Here is a 23,886-nt window from a genome sequence, read left to right as displayed (position 1 = left end):
TTTGTTTTGTAGATTATTTTGACGGGATGAACTCGTCATCGTGTGCAAGCTGATGAATAGTGTCCTTACCAATGTCCGCAAGACCAACAGCCTGAATGTAATTCTGTGCATCATACACCGTCATTGTTGTACCGTCTTTCATGTTGAAGGTAGCGACAAAGCCACCTATCTCATGAAAGTTTTCTTCCATCCAGTTAATGAGTCCGTTTGTTGGACCAGGAAAGACTCTTTTCACATTGCTCATCGAATCATCTCCTTCATATTCACTCTAAACTGACCCCGCACTCAAGCCGTTAGCCGCCAATAGTCTATCCTGAGATTTACCGGAATCAGTTTACAGAGAACATAAAAAACGACACTGTGGATATCACAAGGTCGCTTTTTATTCGCCACTTATAACACTTTCGGCTATCCGATCCCAACATTCCGCGCAAAGATACCCTATAAAATACCGGCTGTACTGCAACGGCACTTCCTCCACGTCGCAACATTCGCATTTCCCGGTTTTATCACCGAATTTCATTTCCTCACCCTTGGAAACAAGTTGATTTAAGTTTACTTTGTGTATTTTCGCATCCCCTACATTTCCTTCTGGAGCAAATTCTGTGTTGGCTACTGTCGACTCTTCTTCTATCCCTTTTTCAAAGCCTTCCAGTGCTGTTTTAGCCCATTCATTCACGAATGTTTTGGAATCCATTTCACTCACTCCTTTTTCCGAAAATAAAAACTCAGCAACTAAATAAAGCTACTGAGTTTAAAGATCACTATATGAAATTGGTGGTGACGCGGAATATTTTGCCTCCCCGTCCTGCCTTCCATTTTACACCGCCGATTTAAACGAGTTCAAATATTGCAGAAAGTTGACTTCTTTGACTTTATTGACGATGTTGCCGATTATTGACGTCTTGATCTTTCTGACAGTATCCCGAGAGCAATCAAGATGGTTTGCAATAGCTGTGTAGCTCATACCTTCCATCATGCAGTCATAAACGATCCTGTGCTTTTCTTCCTCCAGATTCTCCATGACGTTGTCCAGATAATGAACAATAGATTCATATTTGTGGAGCCGCTTTTCTCTACGGTCCATCTGGCGCAATTCCACCTGACTTATTCCAGCCGATCCCCTTGGCATTCCTGCTTCGTCGCCGTAAGTAGCCACGAGCTTCTGCCCAGCGAACTCCACTTTGTTGAGGATGCGACTTAATCGACTGATTTCTCGCAACATAAAATCATAATCTCTAATCCATTCTTCAACCTGCCAAGCTATCATTTGATCTGTCATATATAAAATCCTCCCTTTATTTTCGTTTAAATGCGCCGCCCTTGCCTCGTTTCAGTGTTTGCCTGTCAGTGCCCATCATTTGCCGCCAAAAGCGTTCTGTGCGCTCCTGTGCATTTTTATTGGGCTTTTTCTTTTCCTTCTTCATGTCATCCCTCCTGATAACAAAAAACGGACACCAACCAAAGCACAGATTTCTCTGTACATTGATCAGTGTCCGCAGGCTTTCCGTCTTGGACTTATTCAGTTAAAGCAGCACGTATGTAACGATGTTGCCGATAATTGATGTGATACATATTGCTGTTAAGTGATTCCGCAGTTGTGAATCCTGATCCTCTCCGATGACTCCGATTAAGGAGATAATAATAACAAGCAGGAGGACGATTTTCATCGCTATAATCATAGTGCTCCTCCTATTTACAAAGTTAAGATTGAATCAATTTCATTACATACTCTGTAAATCCTGTTCTCTGTTTCAAGTGAGGATTCAATGTTTCTAAGTTCGAATAAGTATTCTAGTAAAAATTTCAATTTTTCCTTGTTATCTTCAGACATCTTCATCCCTCTTCTCTATATACTTATCAATATCTTTAAAAAACGCCGCAGCCGTGAATGAAATGATTGCCCCGATCAAAGCAAGGTTCGCTTTCATGTCCGGCCTGTAATCGTGTTGGAAATATATCCAGAATCCGCATCCCATCAGCAGAAACAATATCCTGAGAATCATAGGTTACTCTCCATTACTCCGCGCACTTCCACTTAAATAATTCTTTCAACTCGTCCACTGACGACTCGCCTTCAAACCAATCGCCATTTTTCAAAGTTAGCCGCACCACCCCAGAAGGCTGTTCCTCGATAGATTCTATGTCGACTTTATCAAAAGCAAATACGACGCTATCCCTTAACCAGATTTTAAACTCTTTATCTGTGCCGTTCAGGTGATCAAGAAGTATCTGCTCGGCTTCTTTTTTCATTTCATCAAAGTTGTACAATGATTCTTTCGGCAAAGGTTTGAACATTAAGGAATTGCCTTTGTGCTGTATTTCCATCACTCAGCGCCCTCCTTCACAGGCAAATACATATCAACTCTAAACAAGTTAGGGTTGAGGAATACGCCGACTTCTGCTAATTGAGTCACCTCTATCATGAATCCCAGATTATATGCCTCTTGTATTCTTTCGCACACTTCTTCTACACTTGCGGCTCTGACTGATTTCACGGGTTTCTTATTCATTCTCCGCGCCCTCCTTCTGACAGTCAGGGCATAGAGTTTCAAAACCGTTCCCCTTCTGCGTGAATGTGTAATCGCGGTGCAAAGCACCATTCATATGCCCCTCCCATGATAACGGCTCCCCTATGTTTAAAACCTTCTCTTTACCGCACTTATCGCAAATAACAACCGTTTTGTATATAGTCTCAACCACTTCTTTATGAAATGCCATCACTCCGCGCCCTCCAATAACTCAGGATTCTGATAAACGTCGCCGCCAATGTCGCATTCTTCCCAATATACACAGGTATCCATATAACCTATTTCACTAGGGAATTTAAGTCCGTATTGACCATCTTTGTAAATAACGATCATCGGGTCGTTGGCCGTCATATCAATATCTTTTTCATAAATATCTTTGCCGTTCTTATCCTTCAACCCTGTTCCCCACATGAGAGCCGCGTTTCTATTCGTGCTGTCTACAACGGGAACCAAAACATCTGTGTATAAACGTTTCAAAGTCCAATCACCGTTATTTTTGATGGTAAGGCTCAACCCTTCATCATCCCAATAATGCATGTTCTCGCCGTCCCAAACTCTGTATGCTGTGTTCATTGCGCATCCTCCTGAATATCTTTTTTGATCACTTTTATAGCGAATGAAGCCATATCTTTCACGTCTACTTTCTGCAAACAATTTCTGCTTTCTGTATCACACGCTGGTATTTCTATGGTTATGTTGGATTGTTCATAGGTTTTATAAGAGTCCGTTTCTCTATTGCATACTGCACACGGCTTTTTTTCTGATGATAAGACGCTCTCTATTTTCACGCTATTTCCTCCTCAACGCCCATGCTGCAGCCGCATTTCGGGCAGCGTACATCTGGACGGATTTTTATATCTAATTCGTTGTGACCACATTCAGGGCAGCTGTATTCGATCGTGCTGTCATCCCCCTATCCCCGGCAGAACCGCGATTGCAAAGAATAAAACCAAAACCATCGCCCCAATGAGCCAACTGTTTGTCTTATCACGCTTTGCAATGATTGTTTCATCACCGATCATTTTCAGATCATCCGACTTTGCCACAAGCACTGGTATGTAATCTGGATGCACTTTTAGAAGTTCCGCAGCCTGCTCAACTGTCATCGCTTCGTCCTTCGTGGCTTTGACTGCCCGCTGAAGCTCAACTTGTAAAGGAATCATTCCGCAGCACCCTCCAATTCATTTTGGGCAACTGTTATCGCGAAATTGAGATTGGTAATGATCTTCTCTAATGCCTTTTTGTATCGTCTGCTTTCCCCACTTAGATGCTGAATGTCCTTTTGAGCCTGCCGGAACTGATGAACCGTTACTTCCTGCTGGCGCTTGTTTTCCTCGATGATTTCCTGCTGCTTAACAGACAGTTCAGCTTGCTCAATAAGCCAAGCAATTTCATTCTGCAGAATGTATGTCAGTTTTTTCAGACGTTCAATTCTTTCTTTCATGCCCGTTCCTCCCCCGCAGGGGGAATGCCCCTGCTATTAGAATTTGTGGCCGATCCTATAATCTAAACGAGACAGACTGCCCTTAATTGTTTGAATGATTGTTTCACCGTGTTCTGGGGCTTCAAGGACATGTGCAGTGCCCTCGTTCCCATCTAAAATAAGAATCTGTATTTTGCCCGGCTCAATTGCCTGTTCAATTGTTGTATCTTCGCTTAAATTAATTTCTCTTGGGTTGTACATTCTTAGCGCCCCCTGTGCTATGATAGAAGTACCAGTTCATATCAATGCATCGGGGCATACGCTTCGGTGCTTTTTTGTGTTTAATAGTGATCCGGTTTCCATCTGGCCATCGTGAATGTTGGCGATGGTTTCAATTCCTCCCGGTAAACGATCGGGTGCTTTTTCACGTATTCCGCCAGCTGTTCCGGCGTCATCTTCCATTCCTCAACCGGTCCTGGCTTGTAAGGATTGATGCTTTGCTGTTCCATGGTATCTGCCTCCTGAATTGATTTTGGGTATTTCCGTGCCGCCAAGCTTCTTGCAATCAGAACCCATTCGGCTGGCGCAAGCCTTAAACTGAGAGCAACGTGTCATACAGGCCATGAGCTTATCTTCTTCCTGCACCCACAACGGCCGATCGTCTGCGATTACCACGTTTAACAGTGGACTTTCCCGCCTTTCTTTTGAGTTTTTTCAGCTCGTCCAGCTCGATGAAGCCGAGTGACTTGTCCAGAGCCAGCACCTTGAGTGGTGTATCGTAAAGCCGCTCATACAACTTGCGTTTGATGGCAAATTCCTTTGTTTCCACGCCTTTGATGTCAATGATCTCGATGCTGCCGTCCAAATTATGAACCTCAAAGTCTGCAATATATTCAATCTTCCGAAAAGTTTTGCCGTTCTTTTTGAATGACTCTTGCAGCAGGAACCGTGGCTGCAGCTTAAAATCTTTGATCTGCTTGCTCACCTTGAGCCATTTCACCTGCTCATAGTATTTGGCTTCGGCCCGGCTATCGAACGTGATACCGTCCACCTGTGTTTTTCTGGCGCCGTACTTATTTGCTGGCATGTGATGCCTCCCGGATAGCCGCTGTAATCATTTGTTTGTTCAATTAGCGCCTTCAATTCCTTGAAGGTGTTCGCATGCCCTGTTAAAATCTCCGTGTTAAGGATCCGGATGCAGGCTGCCTCCAAATCTCTGAAATAACCAATAGGCCTATAATCAATCTGGCCTGTCGGGTTTCCCTCCTTGTCTTGCTTTTCGTATGAAACGCTGAGAATAACGTTCATTGGATCAGATGTAATTCTGTATTTACCGATGTGCAAATTCATTCTGCCGCCTCCAAAAGCTCAGGATTCTCGTAAATGTTACCGATGACTTCAAAGTTGTTTGTGAAATCTAATGGAGAAAAAATATTTACTTCTCGTCCTTTTTGATGTTTTTTAGTTTCGTAAGTAAACCAAGCACCCTTGAAGTCGACTACGCCTAATTGTGAAAATCCTTCGATTATGTCAAAGTCAATAATGCCGCCACCACTATCGTGATTTGGAACATGTTCATCCTCTTCCCATACACGAAGAATATCCCCCTCGTAAATCTCAAGACCGTTCTTATCCTTCAATCCGGTGTATTGCATATAAATGCCGTTCTTTTGCGCAAAAATTTCATTTATATCACCAGCAAATTGCGGTGTTAACATACCAATATTTTCTCCATACCAAGCGCGAAACTTGATTTCCCTCATTCTCCTTACCTCCCGTCATTTTCTTCCCATTGCTGAATTTGCTTTTCCTTTGCTGGCGCCGTCAGTATGATAGCCGGCAGCAGAATCACCGCTTTAAGCACTGCGCATCAGCTCCATTTGTCTGATCTTTTCCTCAAGCACCCGGATAGCCGGTGTGAGGTCCTTGCCGCCCTTTTGTTCAGCAGGCCCGAACAAATACATTCCTTTGGATCCTATAACGTTCGTTTTTTCATCCATTCCGCAACCCTGCCAATCTATGATTTAATTGCATTCTGTCACCCTTGATAATCACGCAATAATCCGCGCACATTTCATAAATCCGGGTGCCAAGTGCCTCGTCTATATCGACCAGCTTCTCGATGTCCAATTCACTTGAGATAAGAACCGGTTTATGATTCAGATATCGATAATTGATGACAGAGTATGTCTGCTCCACCTGCCATTCGGTTGCCCTTGGCTTCCCGTCAACTGGCTTGAACAGATCATCTATGAACAGCACTTCAACCTCTTTCATGCGATTAAGTTTTTCTTCCAGTTTGTCAAAGTCGTCTTTCAAATCGTTGAAGCCTTCCACGTATGGGAAATACTGAACCGCGACATTTTTTGATTTGATCAACTTGTTTGAAATAGCTGTTAACAGGTGCGTTTTCCCTGAACCTGGTTGCCCCAGTAAAGCAATGCTGTTGCTTCGGATGCCCCGAATGCTGTCAAAGTCCTTGTAGTATTCCACTGCAGTATCGTAAGTGTCTTTCACGACAGCTGGCTTTCCTTCAGTTATAAAATTCTTGAACTTCAACTTCTCAAATTCAGCAGTTATGTCACTAGAGTTCATCAGTTTCCGGGTGCGCCGGCTTTCTATGCATTTGCACCGGACCCAAACCTCATAACCGTCCTTGGTCTCGATGTAGCCAAGTTGATCTTTGCATTTCGGACATTCATATTCACCCTTTTCTTCTAACCCGACCGACCCCGCCGAAAATTGGGCTGACCTTTCTTGGAGCTTTTTCAGTATTGCTGCCATTGCCGCGTCCGTACTTTGCGTTTTTTGTGTTTCCATGTTGCCACTCCTTACTTTTGTTCTTGTTTGACTGGAGAATGCGCTGTACATAGGCCAGATTGCGAGCGTTCCGCGTTACTGCCTCTTTCATTGCCTCCAGCACCTTATCTTCTCCATAATCGTCTATTAAGCTATTAAGCTTCTCAGCCATGAACGATGATAGAAGGCCGAATCCCTCATCCTCGAAAAATGCAAATGCGTTACTCTTCATTTTCTTCTCATCCTCCTGCTGCTCTTCTTGTGCTGACGTTTCGTCCTGTGCCGGCTCCGATTTCTTCCCGTAATTCTTGGTGTTTTGAAGCTTTACATAATCAACAATGGTGACAATAATCCCTTTGTTCTGCTTCAAGCGCCTCGTTTTAATAAAGCCTGATTCTTCTAACTTACTGAGCGAATAACGCACCTTCTTTACGTCAATGGAAGCTTCTCTCGCCAATTCAGCAACGTTGATCATCGCTTCTCCAATCTTTAGAGATCCAAATGGTGCGAAAGCAGCCTCTTCGAGTAAACACATATAAATCATTTTTTCGCGCCTGTTTGTAAATTGGCGAGAAGGGACAATAACATAACCCCAACCTTCCATATCCATGCCGCTCACCTACTTCCTTTCACACAGGGCTGTCAGTGCCTTAAAATCTATTTCTACCAATCTGAGAGACGGCTCGTTTGTCTTGAGAAAGTCAGTGACATACCTGGTGTACAAGTCTTTTCGCATATCTCGTCGGACAGTCTTCACAAGCCAGACATAACAATGGGGGATAGGAACCTTGATCACTTCCCTTTCCATCAGCTAACCAACTCCGAAAAATGTATGATGCTGTTCAGTTGATTAGTGGCACGGCAATACTTGCATTTTTCGCACCGTTCAGGCTTCTCTCCGCCATATTTAACTTGGATAATGCGTTCCATCCGTTTTTCAATATCCTCAAGCTCTACTTCCATCCGACCTTCATCAATATTGATGACAGCTTTATCGGGTGGATCTTCTTTTGAAACCCCTACAATTAGGGGCTCAAGCCATTCGCTCCGTCCAGTCATTCTTTTTTCAAGCTCTGCATACAGTGCCATTTGAGCAATATAGCCATTCGCCTCAACAAATGAGCAATATCCTATTTCCGGGTCCCAGACTTTCTCCCGCAATGACCTTGCTGTTTTCAGATCGGAGAAACGACCGCCAGCTGGGTTATATACGTCCAGCTTTCCTTTCCACGGAACACCGAACAATTCAGCAGTTACGATGACTTCCTTTTCTCCTTGAAGAACAAACATACAGAGATCATCATGTTGAATCGCCTCAATCATCAAATCAGCTAACTGATACTGCTTGTACAGTTGGCCTTTCTGAGTAAATAGTGCAGGTGTGTTCTTCTTAAATTCATCAAAAGCCTGTTCACCTTCAAGCCAGGCATGAACGTATTGACCGAAGAGAAGGGCCTCCGATGTTGGGGGCGTCCATTCTCCGTTAATCTTTGCCATCGTTGCTGCCTCACATAGAAGAAAGCTTTTATATTGAGAGTTCGACATGTAGTATCTATCAATCTCGTTAGAATAATAGTTCTCCTTGTTTAGCGCCGGTATCCGCATTAGCAGGATCACCCGCCTTTTCTTTGCTATCAGCAGGCTTGTCGGCTTGCTCTTTTTGCTTTTTGAACTCTTCCTCAGCCTTTGATTTTGTTGCACCTGTAGCCTTGGCATTGAAGTAATCTTCCTTCTTTGCCATACCGTCACGAAGCGCTGTATAAATGCGGCCTATTTTGAGAAAGTCTTGCTCTGTGAATGCATCTAAATTGCTACCGATGTACTCCTGAATCATTTCCTTAGTAACACCAAACTCTTTTTTAAAGAGAGACAGCGCGCTTCTGAGACGATCTTCCAAAGGCTCTTTATATCCACTAATCAAAGTTTTTTGACACATATCAACCGCAGCATCGACAATGTCACCGGGTATGACACCGAGAATACAAGCCCGGACACGTCGAGCTCCTTGGTTGGCAACCATTTCGTAAATATCGCGGGGATCATCTAGTTTTGTGATCTTTCCCTTTGCCTTTCTTTCGTGTTTCACAGTGAAAATTTTGGTTTGTCGTGTGTTGGTTTCAAGGTCCCAAGCGTAGGCCATGACAGAGGATTCCCCGGCCTTCTGCTCAAGCTCCATGATTCCGTAATCAATGTTGCCCCAATTCTGCGCCAACGCTTCGGCCAACCTAATTGAAGGTCCTGACACTTTACTTCCGCCGCGTGGGTATTCATAGACAGCATTTTCAGCTAACAATCGTCTTTCACAAGCTTTTCTGATGCGTTCGAACGCCGCATAAACGTCACGCGGAAATTTTTTTGCAATAACCATAGCCGCCTGTACTTCTTGCGCCTGCCGGCTTACCATTGCTTCTGTAGTCACACTGGATGCCTGCTGAGGGGCCGGCATGTAATCTGAGTAATCTACCTGTGATAATCCATTCATTGTGCTTCTGCCACCTTTCTTTTGTATGCTTCGGTTCCAAGACGCTGCCATTCCCGGTAGTGATCCATTGAAGGGAAACTAAACTGCGCTTTACCGTTTTTGGCGAATACAATTGAACCGCCGACCTGTCTTAAACGTTGCTGATCCTCCGCACGCTCGCTGAATGCCACTTTTACTGCTTTAGCCATGTATAAAACCTCCATTGATTTTCTTGAGGCTATCTGGTAGAATATTGTTATATGAGTTTTCAGATAGCCTTTAATTAAGTCCACTTGCCAGAGTGGGCTTTTTTATTGCTCATTTTTAAATTCAAAACCAAGATGCTCCTTTAGATACCGCTCAAGATTTTCCCTCAAGATGACTTCATCCTCAGCGCTATCTATCACATAATCATCGAAAGGCGTTACTTCATCCCCGAAAAAATCCTTTTGTGTTTCCGGCTCAGTCAGCCTATCGTGCCAGTTGTTTAGAATCATTGGATTTTCGATCATTCATATTCTCCTTTCTGTAATTTGCTGTGCGTTCATCCCAAATCAGGTGCAGTTCACTATGATTTCGAATTCTTTCACACCATGCTCTGACCTCCAACGCTGTTGCTGGTTTGTGGACAAAGTGAACCATCATCCTAAGCTCCTGCGTACCAATGACAAATCAATGCCTCGTTGTTGCATTTTTAATGCAGTATCATATAACAACCCTTTATTCGAAATGCGTTTCAAATCTTCAATATTTGCTTTAATACTGCCAAGAATATCTAAAGCTTCTTCATAATCACCATCTTTTAAAGAGGCCAGTAATAGATCAGCCATACTTTCAACTGATTCTGATTTTCGTTTTACAACTTCCACATCGGATTTCAAGAATTGATTGAGTTTCATACGAGCATAGCCTGCCTTTCTTCATGTTTTGACATTGCAACTTGATCCATTAACGCTTTGCGTGTCCACTTTTCCGCCAGCTCCTGCATCTTTAGACCATGACTTCTAGATAGGGCGTAAAAGAGAGTATCAATAGCTGGTCCGAGATCAAGAATCTCTTTTAGATCACTCATGGGAAGAGCCTCGACTCTGCCTGGCCGCTCATTCGCCAACCAGAGTGCGATATTTTCAGCCGCCTCAAGTGATTCTTTTGTTTGTTTCATAAAATTGATGAGGGCTTTGCTGGGGCTTACATTCAAAGCCGGATCAACTGGCGCTGTCGCCCTTGGATGGAGCCGGAACAAGTAATGTACAAGATCAATGTGTTCATATGCTCCACATACCTCAAACCACTTGATACAGAGTTCAGGCGTTAGTGTGCTCAGGCCCTTTTCGACATTTGAAACATACTGCTGATCTTTGCCGCCGAGTAGTTGCCCAAGCTGATATTGCGTGAATCCTATTGCCTTTCTCACTTCACGCATAATATTTGGTAAATTATCGAGTTTATACGGGTTGTTCGACATATGTTCTCCTCCTGTTTCACGGGGAATTATTTGGTAAAATTTAATTAATGAAGGAATGGGGTTGTCCCTTTGGCTATTTCAATCTCCCCAACATTGCGGAGATCAGCACCTCGCTCCTCAAAGTTGTGGAGTGAAGGCGATTAAGCCGATTGAGATGACATGAATTTATTTACAAAATAAATCTGACCTTTACCGGTTACCTTTGGTGTGCGTGTGGTCCTGATTGAACCGTCAAGGTTGCTTACAGTTCTTTTCTTGATTTCGAACAGTCCCATATCCATACTGCGTTGGGTTGGGAGATTAAATGATTCACCCTTTTTTCGAATCAGATATCCATTGTCGCGCAGCCATTGAAATAATTTGTTCGGCCCAATATCTACACCGTTTTGCTGGATGATTTTCGCTAATTCACCAACAAGCACAGAGGACTCGGACGATTCAACCGCCTCAGCGAAAATCACTTTCGGTTTCATGGTTTCAATTTGCTTGCTTTGCTCTTTCATAGTGTGAAGAGTTGCTTTGAAGAACAGCCTTGTATTTTCATCAGCTTGCGGCAGGTATGTTTGTATGAATAAATCATCATTTGCAACGTAGCCGCCCGTTTTTCTGATTGTCGGGATGACTTCATGAGTGATCCATCTTTTGAATTGTTTAGCCTCTGGTTTGTTGCTTGTTAAAATCAGTGAATACAAACCAGCTTCATTGACAACGGTTGTTTTTTGATTACGGCCTAATGAATCGGTGAGGTAAACTTTACTTACCTCGTCTTCGTCGAGCCGGGACGCCGCTACTTTGTGATTTGAATGATTTAGTACATTGCAGACGTCCTTTGCGACAAACCAAGGTTGTCCATCCTTTACAACTGTCCGAACCTGCTGATCTTGATAATTGAATACTTTTTGTAATTCGTTCATTCATGAACCTCCTTAGAAAGAGTTGTCATTCACTAAACGGAAATTTTCGTTCAGTAGGTCCCTTGCTATTGCGCTTGTTTCATATTTGCTTGTTCTTGTGCTTCGATCCACGCATCTATGTTGTGTTTAGTGAAGAAAATGCGTGTGCGCACTCTGAAGTGAGGAATTTGCTTTTCTCGAACCATTGCGTAAATCGTGTCGTGGTGAACACCAAGGTATTCAGCTGCTTCTTGGACAGTCATTGTGTTGCGTGTCATTTCGTAACCTCCTATTCTGTCTAAATAATCTTCCAATCTCTTATGTGGTAAAATCTTGATAGAAAGGTGGTGTTGACTATGTCAGATTTTCAAGATGGAAGTACATTGGTAGAGACAATCTCAGGTAAATGGTTTAGATTCGCTAATGGAAAATCAGGTACCATGTTAATTGATTTTCCAAACAAAATAATTCTTAGCATTCATGTTTCATCCCAAATGATTGGAATTTATATTCCTGATGAGAATAATGTTTATCATCTTGCCGGCGATCTTTCATTTCAAGATGAGGATGGACAAACTAAAATACATTTGTTTAGTACCGCTCTTAAACAAATTCAGTTAGACACTAAAGGCGGTACAATTGAAAATACTTTTCAAGATATTACTTCTTTTTTTGCCGAACTTGATATATCCCGAAAAGATGATTGGAGAAACCGACGAAAATTGGATGAATTATCTTAATAATTTACTCTCACAAAACGTCTGTTAGGGAAAAATTGTTTTAACTGTGAGTAAGGAATTAGTCGATTCCCGCACACTCCACAAAAGTTTAATTTCCCACTCCATGCTCTACCACAATCAGTACATGCATTATCCGAATCACTAGCCGCCGTTACTGCGGTGGCTTTTTCGTTAATTTGTTTCATTTTCTCACTCCTATGCTGTATATGATTTTTGTTTCGTATCGACGACTTCTTCTTCAAAAAAAAGCGTCCATTCGAAACCCAACTCATTTGCAATCCTTTTAGCAACTTGCACCGAAGGATTTCTCTTTCCTAATTCGATATTGGCATATGCCCCACGGGAAAGCTGTACTTTGTCAGCAACAGATTCTTGGCTTTGCTTACCCCGTCGGTTAATTAACCATTTTCTCAATATTATCAACTCCTTGGTGTGTCATATCGAATCACTTGTTTATTATAATATCGTCGATAAGACGCATTGTCAATACTTTTTTCGTCGTTTTGACACATTACTTCTATGTTTCATTTTGACACGTTATAATTGCTTTTGAAGAGGTGTGTCCACATGTTTAATAAAAAACTGATAACCCTTAGAAAATCAAAAAAACTAACACAAGAAGAAATGGCTAATAAAATCGGAGTACATAGAGGTACATATGCAAATTATGAAAGAGGACACCGGCAACCCGATTATGACACCTTAAAAAAAATTGCCGATTTCTTTGAAGTAACAATTGACTATTTGTTAGATCAAGAATCTGAACCGATTATACGCGAGGAGAAAACTCCTTATACTGCTTTAAATGATCCCGATTTACAAATTGCCTTTAGAGATGCTGCTGATTTTTCTGAAGAAGCTCGCAGACAAGCAATTGATTTTATCAACTATCTGAAGGAGAAAGAAAAAGCGAAAGGTCGTAAATCTCCGAATACGGAGAACGATTGATATTGCTTCAAACAAAAGTATTGCAATGATTAATCTATATTGATTTAGTTATTCTTTAGTTATTTAGTTATTAATAGAAGTTTCCCAAAAAAGTCTAATGGTAACTAATGTAATCTCATTCGTGTACCAATGTAAATAATTACAAGTGTTCAAACCCTTATGTATCAAGGGTTTGAAGAAATGCCCGTCTCCCAATGGTGTGCCGCTGGTTTCCCAACCGTATCCCATTGGTGTACCAAAAAAACGGGTATCTTCTTTTAATTTTTCAATGACATTTTTTTATAAAAAGGGGAAATTACAGTTGGCATTTTTATTTGAAAATGGTGAGGTTTATAATTGTTTATTAAAGAAACAATCGAAGGCTCCTAAAAATTTCGTCAAAACTTATGAGGCAGTAAAACCTCTGCTTGATGAAAAAAACAAAAGTATTATTGAAGTTGCTACTGGGCACTTAAGACACCCCGAGACTCCTTCACAACCATTTGGTTTATTTATTCTCACGGAAGATATGGTTTATTTCGGCTTTTTAAAAAAGAAAGAACCAATATTGAAAGAATGGTCGTTTGATTCAATTTTTGAGATTGATTCGACTAAAAAAGCACTTACAGGATACCGCATCGACTGCAAAGCTTCAGACGTTGATTTCACCGTTGCCAATATCTCATTTGGTGACCCTGAAGCATTTGTTAAATACTTAAAACCAAGAATTGAAGGCAATGAAGAGAGATTTACCGCCCAAAAAGAAAAAGCAACTGAAGAAATCAAAACTGAGGTACCTACTTCGAATGAACCAGTTTTGACAGAAAACAAAACTATGAACGAACCTCAACTTAGACAGGAAAACAAAGCTGATAAAAAAGAGTATTATTTTAAAACGAACAAAACCACAATTACTCTTGACGGTAACTTCGTAAGAATGACTCGTAAAGGTGTTATCAACGCTGTAACTCGGGGTTTTAGTGGAGAAAAATCTTATCGAATAAATGAATTATCAGGCGTTCAAATCAAAAAACCCGGACTAGTCACCTCAGGTTATTTTCAGTTCCTTACTCCATCGGCTAACGAGACTAAGGGACTTTGGGAAGCTACACAAGATGACAACACTTTTAACTTCGGGCCAGATGAGCTACCAATGGTTCTAGAAATTCAAAAGTATATCGAGGAGCATCAGTCTGCGCCAACGCAATCTGCAGCAGCCCTGGCACCTACGCCTGCACCAAGTATCTCTGTAGCTGATGAGTTAAAAAAATACAAAGAATTATTAGACATGGATGCTATAACTCAAGAAGAATATGAAATCAAGAAGAAACAATTACTTAATTTATAATGGCCCTTTTTCCATGGGCTTTTCTTTCACACCAAAAACAGAACATACATTCCCTTTATAGAGGTGTTTATTATGGTAATCCAGTTATCGCATCTTGAAGAAGAAGTAAAAAAGATTTATACAAAATTAAATATGCTTACTCCTGAAGAGATTGACATGAAACGGATTGCAGCTGCTTTTCAGATTTGGATTCACTATGAAAGAAAAGGCAGCAGCATGTTTTGTATAAATGGTCTTTATAGCATGGTTTTGGATTCAAGGGCTTCTCGTCAACAGCAATGGGAGGACTTTGTTCATGAACTCGGGCATGTGATTAAACATTGCGGAAACCAATTCAATATGAATCGTATGTTCCGCCAACTGCAAGAGTACCAAGCTAATAGTTTCATGTATCACTTTTGTATACCGACATTTATGCTCGAAAAGATTTCGTTGCCGCGCATGCAATCGGAGGCTATAAAGTTAATTGGGGATACCTTTAACGTCACATATCCTTTCGCAGCTAAACGGCTTGAAATGTACAAAAGAAAACAGTTTTCTATTCTCTGGCATCAAAAGCTCTATCAACTAAATTATTAGAACAAGGAGGTAGCCACATGGCTAGTATTGAAAGACGCAGTGAAAAATCTTTTAGGTTAATTGTCGAAAATGGTTATGACGCAAACGGAAAAAGGGATAGAAGAAAGAAATCGATTCGTATCGAAGATCCAAAAATATTAAAGTCTAAACGGAAATTACAGGAGTACCTCGAGGATCAGCTGCACCGTTTCAGAATTGAAGTAGAGGCCGGCGAGTATATTGCTCCTGAAAAAGCTACATTCGAATCATTTGCAGGGAAATGGGTTGAAAAGAAACTCTTTAATAAAAGTGGAAAACCTTACTCTTATAAAGCATCCGAGAAATACTCAACTCACTTACACAACCACATCCTCCCTGCATTTGGACATAAACAAATAGATAAAATAAAAACCTTACACATTGTTGATTTTATAGATGATTTATCTAAAGATGGGGCTCGAAAAGATGGAAAGTCTGGCGGGCTTGGTGATAGAACAATTCTTGATGTATTTCAAACGTTACAGGCAATCTTCAAGACAGCCACAGAAGAATGGAAACTCATTAAAGACAATCCTATGGAGGGATTAAGTCAGCCACATGTGGAACCAAAAGAAATGCAATATTTTCAGACTGATGAAGCAGAAGAATGTATCCGGGTTTTATACGAAATTGATATAAAATGGCGTTTGTACTTTTTGGGTGCAATGATCGGCGGTTTACGGCGTGGTGAAGGACTTGCCTTTCAATGGCACTTGGATGTGGATTGGAACAGAGGCGGCTTCTATGTAAATCGCTCAATCTCTAAAACAGTCAACGGGCAGCCGCTTGTAAAAGCACCTAAATCTCGCAGCTCAAAACGTTTTGTTAAAATGCCAGATTTCTATATGGAGGATTTAGCAAATTATTATCGCATGTGGAAGAAGGAAAAACTTATGCTCGGTGATGCCTGGGAAGGTGAGGACAATCAATACATCTTTCATAATGGAATAGGAAAGCCATATTACTACACTACCCCCACTGCAAAGTGGGCAAAAATAAAAAAGAAGTATGGACTAAAAGATATTAGGCTCCATGACCTGCGGCATACGATGGTGGCTCTCCTTATAGAAGCCGGTGAAAATATGAGTGCAATTCAAAAACGTGCCGGTCACGCAAGTAGAAGAATAACATCTGATATTTACGGCCATGTTACCGAAAAACTTGAAAATGAGACAGCTCAATATTTTGATCAATTTAACCCTAATTTGAAGGTGAAAAGCAACTAAATGACCCCAAAATAAAATTTTGGTCCCCAATTTGTCCCCAATTGCTTTTTTGGGTAATTGGCTCTGTTCCTGACAAACAAAAAAACCCTTATAGAATAAGGGTTCAAAGGTATGGAGCCAAGGGGGCTCGAACCCCTGACCTCTACACTGCCAGCGTAGCGCTCTCCCAGCTGAGCTATGGCCCCGCATGTAACGTCATATTTATTATAGAGGATTTTTTTTTGAAAAACAAGCTGTTTCCTCTTCAATTGACAGAAAAAATAAGGCTCCGGAAAGAGCCTTATTTATGGACTTACATCATGATCAAAAGTAAAATCACACCGAGAATAATTCGATAGATTGCAAATGGGACGAGTTTGATTTTGTTAATCAATTTTAAGAAGAATCGGACGACAAACAGCGCGACAACAAAGGCGCAGATAAAGCCGACGATGAAAAACGGCAACAGATCCGAGCTTAAGCTATCCCAGTGCTTCACAAGGCTTAAAAAGCTTGCTCCCATCATGATCGGCATCGCCATAATAAACGTAAAGTCGGCTGCCGCGCGGTGGTTCAATCCAAGAATAACGCCTCCGGAAATGGTTGATCCCGAACGCGAGAAACCCGGCCAAAGGGCAAGGCATTGGAATAAGCCGACCCCTATCGCCTGCTTATAGGAAATGCGGTCGAGAGTGTCTGTTGCCGCTTTTCGTTTATTTACCCAATCGGCAAAAAGCATCAGGACTGCCCCGGCGATTAACCCAACGGCTACAGTTTGAACGGAAAATAAATATTCATCAATGTAATCCTCAAACAAAAAGCCGAGAATAGCTGCAGGCACAAGTCCGACTGCAATTTGCGCAATGCTTAATTTATGTCCCTGCTTCTGGTCGCTGGTAATATTCTTTTTCAAGCCGAGCAAATTCAAAATCCGGTCTTTAAACACGATAACCACTGCTAAAATAGAGCCAAGCTGAATCACCACTTTGAATGAGTTGGCAGCTTCTTCTGACATCAGATTGCTTGATTTAAGCCAGATATCGTCTACTATGATCATATGTCCTGTCGAAGAAACCGGCGCGTACTCTGTTAATCCTTCTACGATCCCTAAGATGGCAGCTACAAACAATTCCCATAGAGTCATGATTTTGATTCTCCCCATTAGACATTTATTTTTTACATAACGGGAGCTTTCCAAAAATGGAAAGCCCGTCTTATATAACTATAAACGAAAATCACACTTTATGCCCTGACGTGTTTTCATTTTTTTCTTCGTCGTATAAATGTGACCGCATTTTAAACCAGTCAAATAAATGTGTTGTAATGACTTTAGCAACTGCATAGCCCGGAATGGCGAGAATGATTCCAACCACACCAAACAGCTTACCGGCTGTTAACAGCAGAAAAATAATTGTAATGGGGTGGATGTGAAGGTTTTTCCCCATAATTTGCGGGGAAATCAGCTTCCCTTCGATCAGCTGAACAATGGTCCATACGATCACCAACTTAAGCAGCATGAGCGGTGATGTCACTATGGCGATGATAATCGCTGGCGTAATGGCAATCGTCGGCCCCAAATATGGAACAATGCTTGTGCAGGCCGCAATGAAGGCAAGCAATGAAGCATAATCAAGCCCGATAATCAAATATCCGATAAACAGTAAAAACCCGATACAGAAACTGACAATGATCTGGCCTCTGATATAAGAGCTTAACCGATGATTCATTTCGCTTAAGACTGTGTATGTCTGTTCTTTTAATCGTGTCGGCACAAACTTCAGTATATAGACCGGCAATTTCTTTCCATCTTTTAATAAGTAGAAAAGAATAAACGGAACGGTGATGATCGAAATAATAACATCAGTCAGAGCGCCGATAAAATTCCCAACGCCGGTGAAAGTACTGTTCACAATCGTAGCTGCCTGGTCTGAAATCTTTGTTGCAAGATCAGATATATTGATGTTCATTGTTTGCTGGGCCTGATTGACGAAATTGCTGCCGATTAGCTGTTTCGTCTGACTTTCAACAACATCCACATATCTCGGGATGTTGTCAATCAAACTCATAATTTGTTCTTTTAAAAAGGGAATGATGGACACGATTGTGATCGTGATCAGTCCGATAATCAATAGATATAGCAGCAAAATAGAATACATCCTTCTAATTCTTCTTCTCTCAAGGAAATCGACGACTGGATTTAACAAGTAGAAAACAATCCCTGTTAAAATAATCGGCAGTGAAATTGTTTTGAGAAGAACTATAATCGGGGTGAAAATAAATGATGTTTTTGTAAAAACGAGAATATTTAAACCAATCAGCAGCAGCACAAGCAAAAATAAAACAAACTTATTGTCCAAGAAGAATTGTTTAAATCTGCCGCTCCATGTTTGCAACATCTCCACTATCGTTCCTCCGTCATACATAGTTTAATTAAATTGTACACTATCGTCCCTATAATGAAAAATAAAAACCGTTAATCGCTGGAAAAACTTCCTTGTTTTCAGCATGTGGTTTGTTCTATCATGTGCTTTTCTCCTTTTTGAGCTATAATTTAGCTATATCATGCAAAAGGAGCGATAAGAATGATACGTTTTGCCATAATAGGAACCAACTGGATTACAGACCGCTTTCTTGAGTCAGCAGCGGAAATAAAAGATGTTCAGCTGACAGCTGTTTACTCGAGATCGGCTGAACGCGCTGCCGAGTTTGCCGCTAAACACGGTGCTGAGCACATCTTCTCAAACCTTCAGGAAATGGCGGCAAGTGATTGCTTTGATGCTGTATACATAGCCAGTCCCAATGCTCTTCACAAGGAGCAGGCCGTTCTCTTTATGAACCATGGCAAGCATGTGCTTTGCGAGAAGCCGTTTGCTTCAAATACGAAAGAAACGGAACAGATGATTTCAGCGGCTCAGGAAAACGGCGTTGTCCTCATGGAAGCGCTGAAGACCACTTTCCTGCCAAACTTCAAAGAGCTGAAGAAACACTTACATAAAATCGGAACCGTCCGCAGATTTACCGCAAGCTACTGCCAGTACTCCTCACGGTATGACGCGTTTAGAAACGGAACCGTCTTGAACGCATTTCAGCCTGAGCTTTCCAACGGGTCATTAATGGATATCGGCGTTTATTGTATTTATCCTGCTGTCGTGCTATTTGGCGAGCCGCAGGACGTGAAGGCGAACGGATATGCTTTATCTTCCGGAGTAGATGGAGAGGGGACCGTCATTCTATCATACGACGGGTTCGAAGCCGTTCTGATGCATTCTAAAATCTCTACTTCCTATGCTCCGGCGGAAATTCAGGGTGAAGACGGGACGATTGTAATCGATACAATTCAGCAGCCTGAACGAGTGGAAATCCGCTATCGAGACGGCCGTCTGGAAAACATTTCGATTCATGATCCTAAACCGGCGATGTTCTACGAAATAGAAGAATTTGTCACGCTCATAAAAGAGAACAAGCCGGAATCTGAAGACAATACATTTGAACGGTCTTTGATCACCGCCAAAATCATGGAAGAAGCAAGAAAGCAGATGGGGATTGTATACCCTGCTGATCAAGCGTAAAAAAATCCGCCCGCGTGCCAATGCCGCGGCGGATTTTTTATTAGACAATCGGAGAAGACGCCTTCCTTTTTAAAAGCACCTGTTGTTCATAATTTTTTATGTCATGGAGCCATTCCTCTTTTACCGGCACGCCCATTTGCTCACAGTAGGAATCCCAGACGGCCCCGAAAGGATATGTTTTAAATTCCTCCATCAGCGCCAGTCTTTCTGTAAATCGGCCCTCTTCCTGTAATTGTTTTAAATAGTCGTTCGGGAGAAGCAATGCATACAATAAAGCTTTGATCATATTTCTCGTTCCGATGGTCCAGGCGGCAACACGGTTAATGCTGGCATCGAAAAAGTCCAGGCCGATAGCGACCTTCTCGAGAGCCTGATTGCGTACAATTTCAAGCGCGATTTCCCTCAATTCATCATCTAAAATCACAACATGGTCGCTATCCCAGCGAACGGGCCGGGATACGTGCAAGGCGAGTTTGTCTGTGTAAAGCAGCATGGACGAAATCTTGTTTGACACCGTTTCAGTCGGGTGATAATGGCCTGTATCCAGCAAACACAGCTTTTGATTCGTCAAAGCGTAAGCCAAATAAAATTCATGAGAGCCGACAACATATGATTCGGAACCAAGTCCGAACAGCTTGCTTTCGACTGAATCAAGATTGTGTTGTTCACTGATCTCCACTGCGAAGATCCGATCCAGTGATTCTTTTAATCTTATACGCGGTGTCAGCCTGTCACTCGGGATATCCTTATATCCGTCAGGAATCCAAATATTCGTCAAGCAAGGTGTTCCTAGTTCTTTCCCGAAGGATTCCCCAATACGGCGGCACGCGATGCAATGCCTGATCCAAAATTCCCTGACGTTCGGGTCGGGGTGTGAAAGGGTGAGTCCGTCAGCCGCTTTCTCATGCGAAAACAAGGTCGGATTAAAATCTAAACCGAGACCGAGATCTTTCGCCCATTTCACCCAGTTTTCAAAATGATGCGGCTTCAATTCATCCCGTTCTACCGCTTCCCCGTTTGTTTCTGCGTATATCGCATGCAGGTTCACGCGGTGCTTTCCCGGAATGAGAGAAAGAGCCTTCTCCAAATCTTTTCTTAATTCTTCAGGGGTTTGTGCTTTTCCGGGATAATTGCCGGTCACGTCAATTCCGCCTGATAGCTCGCCTTTATTTACTTCAAAGCCTTCAATATCGTCACCCTGCCAGCAGTGGATTGAAATGGGCACTTGCTTTAATTGCCTAAGCGCCTCTTCAACATCACTTCCCCATTTTTCGTATGCCTGTTTTGCATTGTTATAATTGGCTTTTATGGTCATGCGGCTCTCTCCCTTTAGTTTTTTAATCCAAATAAAAAACTTCCTTAAGATCTATCGAAACAGGACTGAAATCTGGATTTGTTTTCATGAATGGCGCCATCGATTTCCACCATCTCCGGCAAACTTCTGTATCCGCCATCTTTCTCCACTTTTCTTCATCTTCTATTTCTAAATAAGCAAATAACCGGCCTGTTTCCTCGTCTAAAAAAATGGAATAATGGTGCGCTCCGTGAGCTTTGAGTGCTTCTGCCATTTCTGGCCAAATGTCATCATGCCGCTGTTTGTATTCCTCGTACTTGTCTTGGCGGACAAACATGATACTGGCTTTTCGTTTCAAACCTGATCACCTCTTCACCTTTTAGATAACGCTTTCAAAACAGTTTGCTGAAATGACTGAATGATCGCGCTTCTGTCAATATCTTTAGGTGTAAACACTTTGATCGGAAAGGAATTTCTGACAGCTTGCCGAGCTGCTGTTATGTCTTTGACTTCTTTGGCAGCAATCATTTGCATCAGCAGATTTCCGATGGCGGTTGCCTCTATGGGACCTGCGTATACCGCTTTTCCGCTCATGTTTGCCGTTAATTGATTTAAGAAATCATTCCGGGCTCCGCCGCCGATGATATGGAGCTGCTGAATCGGTTTTTCCGTGATCGTTTCCAGCTCTTTGATGGCTATGGCATAGATGATGGCTAAATTGGTGTAGATGCAGCAGGCAAGTTCACCTGCAGTGCGGGGGATCTTTTGGCCGGTTTCTCTGCAATAATGTTGGATTTCCTCTATCATGCTGTCTGGATTCAGGAAACGTTCATCATTTAAGTTGATAAACTGCTGGAATGGTTCTGTTTTTAGGGCTTCCTCTGCAAGCTGCTGAAAAGAGTAATTCGTTTGTAACTGCTGTTTTACTTCCTGTATCACCCACATGCCGATAATGTTTTTGAGAAAGCGAATGGTGCTGTTTGCGCCGCGTTCATTTGTATAGTTGTTTTTCAAAGCCTGTTGAGTTAATATCGGCGTTTTGTTTTCAACCCCGATTAACGACCATGTTCCGCTGCTGATATACGCCCAGCTATCGCTTACGCCTGGCGCCGCGATGACGGCCGAGGCTGTGTCATGCGTTGCGACTGTTATCACCTTGCAAGCCGGCAGGTCATAATCCGGGAACCAATCATTTCTCAGCATCCCGAGCTCACACCCCGGTTCAGTCAGCGGCGCAAATTGATGTTCGTGAACAGACACGGCTTTGAGCAATTCAAGGTCAAGCTTTCCGGTTGAAACATTAAGAAGCTGTGTTGTCGACGCATTTGTGATTTCTGTCACCGCTTTTCCGGTTAGACAATAGCCTAAATAATCGGGAACCAGCATCATTTTGTCTGTCGTTTTCATCAGCTCGCGGTCTTCTTCAAACAATTGATAAATCGTGTTAAAAGGCTGAAATTGTATTCCTGTTTTTCGATAGATTGTGTCTTTTGACAGGGTTTGTTCCAGTTTGCCTATCGTGTGATCTGTCCTTCTATCCCGGTAGGACATCACTTCCCGCAAACGATTTCCTTTTTCGTCCAGTAAGACATAATCAACCGCCCATGTGTCAATTCCGACGGTGCATCGTTCATACCCTAGCTCTTTCACCTTTTGCAGCCCTTGCAGGATTTGTTTTAGCAAACGGTCAATATCCCAAAAGCAATGTCCGTCTCTTTGAATGAAGCCGTTAGCGAATCTGTGAATCTCTTGTACTTCAAGCTTTCCTTCCTTCAGCTCGCCTACCATGACCCTCCCGCTTGACGCGCCTATATCAATGGCAGTATAAATCATTCTTTCACCCTCTCTTCGGAAGGGGAACAGCTGTTACTTTCACCTCTTTATCTTCAAGCGCTTTTACCGATACCGGATCAAGTCCAGAATCAGTAATAAGGCGGCTGATATCCTGCAGCGAGGCAATATGTGAAAACTCACGGTTCCCCCATTTGCTTGAATCGGCCATCAAAATGGTCTGATCAGACCTTTCGATCATCCGTTTTTTGAGCAGCGCCTGCCACTCGTTTGAGTCACTCATCCCGTTGTTGATATCAAAGCCTTTACAGGACAGAAAGGTTTTATTGACATGATAGGTCTCAAGCGAACGCTCAGCCAACGGCCCGGCAAACGATAATGATTTTTCCAGCAAAATCCCTCCTGTTGAAATGACTGAGATGTTTTCTTTATTGCTGAGTTCAATGGCTGCCTTCATTGAGTTTGTAATGACGGTGAGCTCAATATCCGGGAGTATTTTCGCCATGTACCAGGCGGTAGTGCTTGCATCAAGAATGATTCGGTCTCCGCTGTTTACATATTTGACCGCTTCGTGAGCAATGGCTTTTTTTTCTATGACATTTGTGATTTCCCGTTCAGAAAAATGAACTTCTGATTTCTGCTGCTCAATACTGACCGCTCCTCCGTGGCTCCGGCTCAGTTTATGTTCTTTCTCAAGCTTCTCAAGATCGCGCCGAATGGTTTCTTCTGTGACAGAAAATATGTCACTTAATTCGGATACGCGGATACTTGAACGCATATTCACTATTTCCACTATTTTTTGCTGCCGTTCTGCTACTAGCATTGGTAACGCCCTTCCTCATA

The 23,886-nt window shown here is 42.3% G+C and carries 41 protein-coding genes and 1 tRNA gene; 6 read left to right on the top strand and 36 right to left on the bottom strand.

Annotated elements, in window-relative coordinates:
- Positions 1 to 13 precede the first annotated feature (13 nt).
- From V6D41_RS13980 to V6D41_RS13845, 28 genes are all read right to left on the bottom strand, one after another.
- Entirely contained in the window at positions 14 to 244 is a 231-nt protein-coding gene (locus tag V6D41_RS13980; protein WP_333518595.1) for a hypothetical protein, read from the bottom strand.
- A gap of 138 nt (positions 245 to 382) precedes the next feature.
- Positions 383 to 697 (bottom strand): hypothetical protein, encoded by a 315-nt coding sequence (locus tag V6D41_RS13975; RefSeq protein WP_333518594.1) that lies wholly within the window; start codon positions 695 to 697, stop codon positions 383 to 385.
- Positions 698 to 820: 123 nt separating this feature from the next.
- Complete coding sequence (locus V6D41_RS13970; RefSeq protein ID WP_328195120.1) at positions 821 to 1,282, bottom strand: hypothetical protein; 462 nt, start codon at positions 1,280 to 1,282, stop codon at positions 821 to 823.
- A gap of 16 nt (positions 1,283 to 1,298) precedes the next feature.
- Entirely contained in the window at positions 1,299 to 1,427 is a 129-nt protein-coding gene (locus V6D41_RS13965) for a hypothetical protein (protein WP_333518593.1), read from the bottom strand.
- Positions 1,428 to 1,526: 99 nt separating this feature from the next.
- Positions 1,527 to 1,682: a hypothetical protein gene (locus V6D41_RS13960; protein ID WP_333518592.1), complete on the bottom strand. Its 156-nt coding sequence runs from the start codon at positions 1,680 to 1,682 to the stop codon at positions 1,527 to 1,529.
- Positions 1,683 to 1,826: 144 nt separating this feature from the next.
- Positions 1,827 to 2,006: a hypothetical protein gene (locus tag V6D41_RS13955; RefSeq protein ID WP_333518591.1), complete on the bottom strand. Its 180-nt coding sequence runs from the start codon at positions 2,004 to 2,006 to the stop codon at positions 1,827 to 1,829.
- A 13-nt stretch (positions 2,007 to 2,019) separates the two neighbouring features.
- Entirely contained in the window at positions 2,020 to 2,328 is a 309-nt protein-coding gene (locus tag V6D41_RS13950) for a hypothetical protein (protein WP_333518590.1), read from the bottom strand.
- Complete coding sequence (locus tag V6D41_RS13945; protein WP_333518589.1) at positions 2,328 to 2,513, bottom strand: hypothetical protein; 186 nt, start codon at positions 2,511 to 2,513, stop codon at positions 2,328 to 2,330. Before V6D41_RS13945 ends, V6D41_RS13950 begins: the two co-directional genes overlap by 1 nt.
- Positions 2,514 to 2,720: 207 nt before the next feature.
- Positions 2,721 to 3,104: a YopX family protein gene (locus tag V6D41_RS13940; protein WP_333518588.1), complete on the bottom strand. Its 384-nt coding sequence runs from the start codon at positions 3,102 to 3,104 to the stop codon at positions 2,721 to 2,723.
- Positions 3,101 to 3,319, bottom strand: coding sequence for a hypothetical protein (locus V6D41_RS13935; RefSeq protein WP_251233327.1), 219 nt, complete (start codon positions 3,317 to 3,319; stop codon positions 3,101 to 3,103). The genes V6D41_RS13940 and V6D41_RS13935 overlap by 4 nt, the downstream gene beginning before the upstream one ends.
- A gap of 117 nt (positions 3,320 to 3,436) precedes the next feature.
- On the bottom strand, positions 3,437 to 3,694 hold the full coding sequence (locus tag V6D41_RS13930) for a hypothetical protein (protein ID WP_333518587.1): 258 nt from the start codon (positions 3,692 to 3,694) through the stop codon (positions 3,437 to 3,439).
- Positions 3,691 to 3,975 carry a hypothetical protein gene (locus V6D41_RS13925; protein WP_333518586.1) on the bottom strand — a complete coding sequence of 95 codons (285 nt, stop codon included), beginning with the start codon at positions 3,973 to 3,975 and terminating at the stop codon, positions 3,691 to 3,693. Before V6D41_RS13925 ends, V6D41_RS13930 begins: the two co-directional genes overlap by 4 nt.
- Positions 3,976 to 4,011: 36 nt before the next feature.
- The gene (locus V6D41_RS13920; RefSeq protein WP_333518585.1) at positions 4,012 to 4,215 is read right to left on the bottom strand and encodes an XtrA/YqaO family protein; all 204 of its coding nucleotides are present in this window, start codon (positions 4,213 to 4,215) and stop codon (positions 4,012 to 4,014) included.
- 80 nt (positions 4,216 to 4,295) lie between these two features.
- Entirely contained in the window at positions 4,296 to 4,463 is a 168-nt protein-coding gene (locus V6D41_RS13915) for a hypothetical protein (protein WP_333518584.1), read from the bottom strand.
- A gap of 119 nt (positions 4,464 to 4,582) precedes the next feature.
- Positions 4,583 to 5,041: a DUF1064 domain-containing protein gene (locus tag V6D41_RS13910; protein WP_333518583.1), complete on the bottom strand. Its 459-nt coding sequence runs from the start codon at positions 5,039 to 5,041 to the stop codon at positions 4,583 to 4,585.
- Positions 4,951 to 5,304 carry a hypothetical protein gene (locus V6D41_RS13905; RefSeq protein ID WP_333518582.1) on the bottom strand — a complete coding sequence of 118 codons (354 nt, stop codon included), beginning with the start codon at positions 5,302 to 5,304 and terminating at the stop codon, positions 4,951 to 4,953. The genes V6D41_RS13910 and V6D41_RS13905 overlap by 91 nt, the downstream gene beginning before the upstream one ends.
- Positions 5,301 to 5,717: a YopX family protein gene (locus tag V6D41_RS13900; protein ID WP_333518581.1), complete on the bottom strand. Its 417-nt coding sequence runs from the start codon at positions 5,715 to 5,717 to the stop codon at positions 5,301 to 5,303. The genes V6D41_RS13905 and V6D41_RS13900 overlap by 4 nt, the downstream gene beginning before the upstream one ends.
- 93 nt (positions 5,718 to 5,810) lie before the next feature.
- Positions 5,811 to 5,954, bottom strand: coding sequence for a hypothetical protein (locus V6D41_RS13895; RefSeq protein ID WP_038428453.1), 144 nt, complete (start codon positions 5,952 to 5,954; stop codon positions 5,811 to 5,813).
- Entirely contained in the window at positions 5,947 to 6,774 is an 828-nt protein-coding gene (locus V6D41_RS13890; protein WP_333518580.1) for an ATP-binding protein, read from the bottom strand. The genes V6D41_RS13895 and V6D41_RS13890 overlap by 8 nt, the downstream gene beginning before the upstream one ends.
- On the bottom strand, positions 6,659 to 7,363 hold the full coding sequence (locus tag V6D41_RS13885; protein WP_333518579.1) for a DnaD domain protein: 705 nt from the start codon (positions 7,361 to 7,363) through the stop codon (positions 6,659 to 6,661). The genes V6D41_RS13890 and V6D41_RS13885 overlap by 116 nt, the downstream gene beginning before the upstream one ends.
- A 197-nt stretch (positions 7,364 to 7,560) precedes the next feature.
- Positions 7,561 to 8,358: a PD-(D/E)XK nuclease-like domain-containing protein gene (locus V6D41_RS13880; protein ID WP_333518578.1), complete on the bottom strand. Its 798-nt coding sequence runs from the start codon at positions 8,356 to 8,358 to the stop codon at positions 7,561 to 7,563.
- Positions 8,318 to 9,235, bottom strand: a complete 918-nt coding sequence (locus V6D41_RS13875) for a hypothetical protein (protein WP_333518577.1) — start codon at positions 9,233 to 9,235, stop codon at positions 8,318 to 8,320. The genes V6D41_RS13880 and V6D41_RS13875 overlap by 41 nt, the downstream gene beginning before the upstream one ends.
- Positions 9,232 to 9,423 (bottom strand): hypothetical protein, encoded by a 192-nt coding sequence (locus V6D41_RS13870; RefSeq protein ID WP_041339356.1) that lies wholly within the window; start codon positions 9,421 to 9,423, stop codon positions 9,232 to 9,234. The genes V6D41_RS13875 and V6D41_RS13870 overlap by 4 nt, the downstream gene beginning before the upstream one ends.
- Positions 9,424 to 9,525: 102 nt before the next feature.
- Positions 9,526 to 9,726: a YqaI family protein gene (locus tag V6D41_RS13865; RefSeq protein WP_333518576.1), complete on the bottom strand. Its 201-nt coding sequence runs from the start codon at positions 9,724 to 9,726 to the stop codon at positions 9,526 to 9,528.
- Positions 9,727 to 9,855: 129 nt separating this feature from the next.
- On the bottom strand, positions 9,856 to 10,113 hold the full coding sequence (locus tag V6D41_RS13860) for a YqaH family protein (RefSeq protein WP_333518575.1): 258 nt from the start codon (positions 10,111 to 10,113) through the stop codon (positions 9,856 to 9,858).
- Positions 10,110 to 10,679, bottom strand: a complete 570-nt coding sequence (locus V6D41_RS13855) for a helix-turn-helix domain-containing protein (RefSeq protein ID WP_333518574.1) — start codon at positions 10,677 to 10,679, stop codon at positions 10,110 to 10,112. Before V6D41_RS13855 ends, V6D41_RS13860 begins: the two co-directional genes overlap by 4 nt.
- Positions 10,680 to 10,819: 140 nt before the next feature.
- Entirely contained in the window at positions 10,820 to 11,593 is a 774-nt protein-coding gene (locus V6D41_RS13850) for a phage antirepressor (RefSeq protein WP_333518573.1), read from the bottom strand.
- Positions 11,594 to 11,658: 65 nt separating this feature from the next.
- On the bottom strand, positions 11,659 to 11,850 hold the full coding sequence (locus V6D41_RS13845; protein WP_333518572.1) for a helix-turn-helix domain-containing protein: 192 nt from the start codon (positions 11,848 to 11,850) through the stop codon (positions 11,659 to 11,661).
- Between the two features lie 78 nt (positions 11,851 to 11,928).
- Here V6D41_RS13845 and V6D41_RS13840 point away from each other — a divergent pair, with 78 nt between their 5' ends.
- Positions 11,929 to 12,312, top strand: coding sequence for a hypothetical protein (locus tag V6D41_RS13840; RefSeq protein WP_333518571.1), 384 nt, complete (start codon positions 11,929 to 11,931; stop codon positions 12,310 to 12,312).
- Positions 12,313 to 12,507: 195 nt separating this feature from the next.
- Here the strand turns inward: V6D41_RS13840 and V6D41_RS13835 are convergent, their stop codons facing one another.
- Complete coding sequence (locus tag V6D41_RS13835; protein ID WP_024713922.1) at positions 12,508 to 12,726, bottom strand: helix-turn-helix transcriptional regulator; 219 nt, start codon at positions 12,724 to 12,726, stop codon at positions 12,508 to 12,510.
- A gap of 153 nt (positions 12,727 to 12,879) precedes the next feature.
- On the opposite strand from V6D41_RS13835, the gene V6D41_RS13830 reads away from it, so the two are divergent.
- The 4 genes from V6D41_RS13830 (at position 12,880) to V6D41_RS13815 (ending at position 16,410) form a co-directional block, all read left to right on the top strand.
- Positions 12,880 to 13,260 carry a helix-turn-helix domain-containing protein gene (locus V6D41_RS13830; RefSeq protein ID WP_333518570.1) on the top strand — a complete coding sequence of 127 codons (381 nt, stop codon included), beginning with the start codon at positions 12,880 to 12,882 and terminating at the stop codon, positions 13,258 to 13,260.
- A gap of 301 nt (positions 13,261 to 13,561) precedes the next feature.
- Entirely contained in the window at positions 13,562 to 14,587 is a 1,026-nt protein-coding gene (locus V6D41_RS13825; RefSeq protein WP_333518569.1) for an SHOCT domain-containing protein, read from the top strand.
- 72 nt (positions 14,588 to 14,659) lie between these two features.
- Positions 14,660 to 15,166 carry an ImmA/IrrE family metallo-endopeptidase gene (locus tag V6D41_RS13820; RefSeq protein ID WP_333518568.1) on the top strand — a complete coding sequence of 169 codons (507 nt, stop codon included), beginning with the start codon at positions 14,660 to 14,662 and terminating at the stop codon, positions 15,164 to 15,166.
- Positions 15,167 to 15,183: 17 nt separating this feature from the next.
- On the top strand, positions 15,184 to 16,410 hold the full coding sequence (locus V6D41_RS13815) for a tyrosine-type recombinase/integrase (protein WP_333518567.1): 1,227 nt from the start codon (positions 15,184 to 15,186) through the stop codon (positions 16,408 to 16,410).
- Between the two features lie 112 nt (positions 16,411 to 16,522).
- Here V6D41_RS13815 and V6D41_RS13810 read toward each other — a convergent pair.
- The 3 genes from V6D41_RS13810 to V6D41_RS13800 form a co-directional block, all read right to left on the bottom strand.
- A tRNA-Ala gene (locus tag V6D41_RS13810) sits at positions 16,523 to 16,595 on the bottom strand.
- 107 nt (positions 16,596 to 16,702) lie between these two features.
- Positions 16,703 to 17,533, bottom strand: coding sequence for an undecaprenyl-diphosphate phosphatase (locus V6D41_RS13805; RefSeq protein WP_333518566.1), 831 nt, complete (start codon positions 17,531 to 17,533; stop codon positions 16,703 to 16,705).
- A gap of 91 nt (positions 17,534 to 17,624) precedes the next feature.
- The gene (locus tag V6D41_RS13800; RefSeq protein ID WP_333518565.1) at positions 17,625 to 18,791 is read right to left on the bottom strand and encodes an AI-2E family transporter; all 1,167 of its coding nucleotides are present in this window, start codon (positions 18,789 to 18,791) and stop codon (positions 17,625 to 17,627) included.
- A gap of 180 nt (positions 18,792 to 18,971) precedes the next feature.
- Between V6D41_RS13800 and V6D41_RS13795 the strand changes: the two genes are divergently transcribed.
- The gene (locus V6D41_RS13795; protein WP_333518564.1) at positions 18,972 to 19,958 is read left to right on the top strand and encodes a Gfo/Idh/MocA family protein; all 987 of its coding nucleotides are present in this window, start codon (positions 18,972 to 18,974) and stop codon (positions 19,956 to 19,958) included.
- 40 nt (positions 19,959 to 19,998) lie between these two features.
- Here V6D41_RS13795 and rhaA read toward each other — a convergent pair whose 3' ends face one another.
- The 4 genes from rhaA to rhaR are packed head-to-tail and all read right to left on the bottom strand — an operon-like array spanning position 19,999 to position 23,866.
- Positions 19,999 to 21,273, bottom strand: a complete 1,275-nt coding sequence (rhaA, locus tag V6D41_RS13790; protein WP_333518563.1) for an L-rhamnose isomerase — start codon at positions 21,271 to 21,273, stop codon at positions 19,999 to 20,001.
- Positions 21,274 to 21,295: 22 nt separating this feature from the next.
- On the bottom strand, positions 21,296 to 21,610 hold the full coding sequence (gene rhaM, locus V6D41_RS13785) for an L-rhamnose mutarotase (protein WP_333518562.1): 315 nt from the start codon (positions 21,608 to 21,610) through the stop codon (positions 21,296 to 21,298).
- A 14-nt stretch (positions 21,611 to 21,624) separates the two neighbouring features.
- Positions 21,625 to 23,085 (bottom strand): rhamnulokinase, encoded by a 1,461-nt coding sequence (rhaB, locus tag V6D41_RS13780; RefSeq protein WP_333518561.1) that lies wholly within the window; start codon positions 23,083 to 23,085, stop codon positions 21,625 to 21,627.
- 4 nt (positions 23,086 to 23,089) lie between these two features.
- Positions 23,090 to 23,866, bottom strand: coding sequence for a rhamnose catabolism operon transcriptional regulator RhaR (gene rhaR, locus V6D41_RS13775; protein ID WP_333518560.1), 777 nt, complete (start codon positions 23,864 to 23,866; stop codon positions 23,090 to 23,092).
- Positions 23,867 to 23,886 lie beyond the last annotated feature (20 nt).

The organism is Bacillus sp. 0102A, from assembly GCF_036765155.1.
Classification (GTDB): Bacteria; Bacillota; Bacilli; order Bacillales; family Bacillaceae; genus Bacillus; species Bacillus subtilis_G.
Note: the sequence above shows the minus strand (reverse complement) of the source record. Positions and strands in the feature narration are given on the sequence as shown.

Excerpts from the sequence above, each read along its gene's own strand:
- V6D41_RS13980 (WP_333518595.1), bottom strand. The coding sequence starts at position 244 with ATGAGCAATGTGAAAAGAGTCTTTCCTGGTCCAACAAACGGACTCATT.
- V6D41_RS13975 (WP_333518594.1), bottom strand. The coding sequence starts at position 697 with ATGGATTCCAAAACATTCGTGAATGAATGGGCTAAAACAGCACTGGAA.
- V6D41_RS13970 (WP_328195120.1), bottom strand. The coding sequence starts at position 1,282 with ATGACAGATCAAATGATAGCTTGGCAGGTTGAAGAATGGATTAGAGAT.
- V6D41_RS13965 (WP_333518593.1), bottom strand. The coding sequence starts at position 1,427 with ATGAAGAAGGAAAAGAAAAAGCCCAATAAAAATGCACAGGAGCGCACA.
- V6D41_RS13960 (WP_333518592.1), bottom strand. The coding sequence starts at position 1,682 with ATGATTATAGCGATGAAAATCGTCCTCCTGCTTGTTATTATTATCTCC.
- V6D41_RS13955 (WP_333518591.1), bottom strand. The coding sequence starts at position 2,006 with ATGATTCTCAGGATATTGTTTCTGCTGATGGGATGCGGATTCTGGATA.
- V6D41_RS13950 (WP_333518590.1), bottom strand. The coding sequence starts at position 2,328 with ATGGAAATACAGCACAAAGGCAATTCCTTAATGTTCAAACCTTTGCCG.
- V6D41_RS13945 (WP_333518589.1), bottom strand. The coding sequence starts at position 2,513 with ATGAATAAGAAACCCGTGAAATCAGTCAGAGCCGCAAGTGTAGAAGAA.
- V6D41_RS13940 (WP_333518588.1), bottom strand. The coding sequence starts at position 3,104 with ATGAACACAGCATACAGAGTTTGGGACGGCGAGAACATGCATTATTGG.
- V6D41_RS13930 (WP_333518587.1), bottom strand. The coding sequence starts at position 3,694 with ATGATTCCTTTACAAGTTGAGCTTCAGCGGGCAGTCAAAGCCACGAAG.
- V6D41_RS13925 (WP_333518586.1), bottom strand. The coding sequence starts at position 3,975 with ATGAAAGAAAGAATTGAACGTCTGAAAAAACTGACATACATTCTGCAG.
- V6D41_RS13920 (WP_333518585.1), bottom strand. The coding sequence starts at position 4,215 with ATGTACAACCCAAGAGAAATTAATTTAAGCGAAGATACAACAATTGAA.
- V6D41_RS13915 (WP_333518584.1), bottom strand. The coding sequence starts at position 4,463 with ATGGAACAGCAAAGCATCAATCCTTACAAGCCAGGACCGGTTGAGGAA.
- V6D41_RS13910 (WP_333518583.1), bottom strand. The coding sequence starts at position 5,041 with ATGCCAGCAAATAAGTACGGCGCCAGAAAAACACAGGTGGACGGTATC.
- V6D41_RS13905 (WP_333518582.1), bottom strand. The coding sequence starts at position 5,304 with ATGAATTTGCACATCGGTAAATACAGAATTACATCTGATCCAATGAAC.
- V6D41_RS13900 (WP_333518581.1), bottom strand. The coding sequence starts at position 5,717 with ATGAGGGAAATCAAGTTTCGCGCTTGGTATGGAGAAAATATTGGTATG.
- V6D41_RS13895 (WP_038428453.1), bottom strand. The coding sequence starts at position 5,954 with ATGGATGAAAAAACGAACGTTATAGGATCCAAAGGAATGTATTTGTTC.
- V6D41_RS13890 (WP_333518580.1), bottom strand. The coding sequence starts at position 6,774 with ATGGAAACACAAAAAACGCAAAGTACGGACGCGGCAATGGCAGCAATA.
- V6D41_RS13885 (WP_333518579.1), bottom strand. The coding sequence starts at position 7,363 with ATGGATATGGAAGGTTGGGGTTATGTTATTGTCCCTTCTCGCCAATTT.
- V6D41_RS13880 (WP_333518578.1), bottom strand. The coding sequence starts at position 8,358 with ATGCGGATACCGGCGCTAAACAAGGAGAACTATTATTCTAACGAGATT.
- V6D41_RS13875 (WP_333518577.1), bottom strand. The coding sequence starts at position 9,235 with ATGAATGGATTATCACAGGTAGATTACTCAGATTACATGCCGGCCCCT.
- V6D41_RS13870 (WP_041339356.1), bottom strand. The coding sequence starts at position 9,423 with ATGGCTAAAGCAGTAAAAGTGGCATTCAGCGAGCGTGCGGAGGATCAG.
- V6D41_RS13865 (WP_333518576.1), bottom strand. The coding sequence starts at position 9,726 with ATGATCGAAAATCCAATGATTCTAAACAACTGGCACGATAGGCTGACT.
- V6D41_RS13860 (WP_333518575.1), bottom strand. The coding sequence starts at position 10,113 with ATGAAACTCAATCAATTCTTGAAATCCGATGTGGAAGTTGTAAAACGA.
- V6D41_RS13855 (WP_333518574.1), bottom strand. The coding sequence starts at position 10,679 with ATGTCGAACAACCCGTATAAACTCGATAATTTACCAAATATTATGCGT.
- V6D41_RS13850 (WP_333518573.1), bottom strand. The coding sequence starts at position 11,593 with ATGAACGAATTACAAAAAGTATTCAATTATCAAGATCAGCAGGTTCGG.
- V6D41_RS13845 (WP_333518572.1), bottom strand. The coding sequence starts at position 11,850 with ATGACACGCAACACAATGACTGTCCAAGAAGCAGCTGAATACCTTGGT.
- V6D41_RS13840 (WP_333518571.1), top strand. The coding sequence starts at position 11,929 with ATGTCAGATTTTCAAGATGGAAGTACATTGGTAGAGACAATCTCAGGT.
- V6D41_RS13830 (WP_333518570.1), top strand. The coding sequence starts at position 12,880 with ATGTTTAATAAAAAACTGATAACCCTTAGAAAATCAAAAAAACTAACA.
- V6D41_RS13820 (WP_333518568.1), top strand. The coding sequence starts at position 14,660 with ATGGTAATCCAGTTATCGCATCTTGAAGAAGAAGTAAAAAAGATTTAT.
- V6D41_RS13815 (WP_333518567.1), top strand. The coding sequence starts at position 15,184 with ATGGCTAGTATTGAAAGACGCAGTGAAAAATCTTTTAGGTTAATTGTC.
- V6D41_RS13805 (WP_333518566.1), bottom strand. The coding sequence starts at position 17,533 with ATGACTCTATGGGAATTGTTTGTAGCTGCCATCTTAGGGATCGTAGAA.
- V6D41_RS13795 (WP_333518564.1), top strand. The coding sequence starts at position 18,972 with ATGATACGTTTTGCCATAATAGGAACCAACTGGATTACAGACCGCTTT.
- rhaA (WP_333518563.1), bottom strand. The coding sequence starts at position 21,273 with ATGACCATAAAAGCCAATTATAACAATGCAAAACAGGCATACGAAAAA.
- rhaB (WP_333518561.1), bottom strand. The coding sequence starts at position 23,085 with ATGATTTATACTGCCATTGATATAGGCGCGTCAAGCGGGAGGGTCATG.
- rhaR (WP_333518560.1), bottom strand. The coding sequence starts at position 23,866 with ATGCTAGTAGCAGAACGGCAGCAAAAAATAGTGGAAATAGTGAATATG.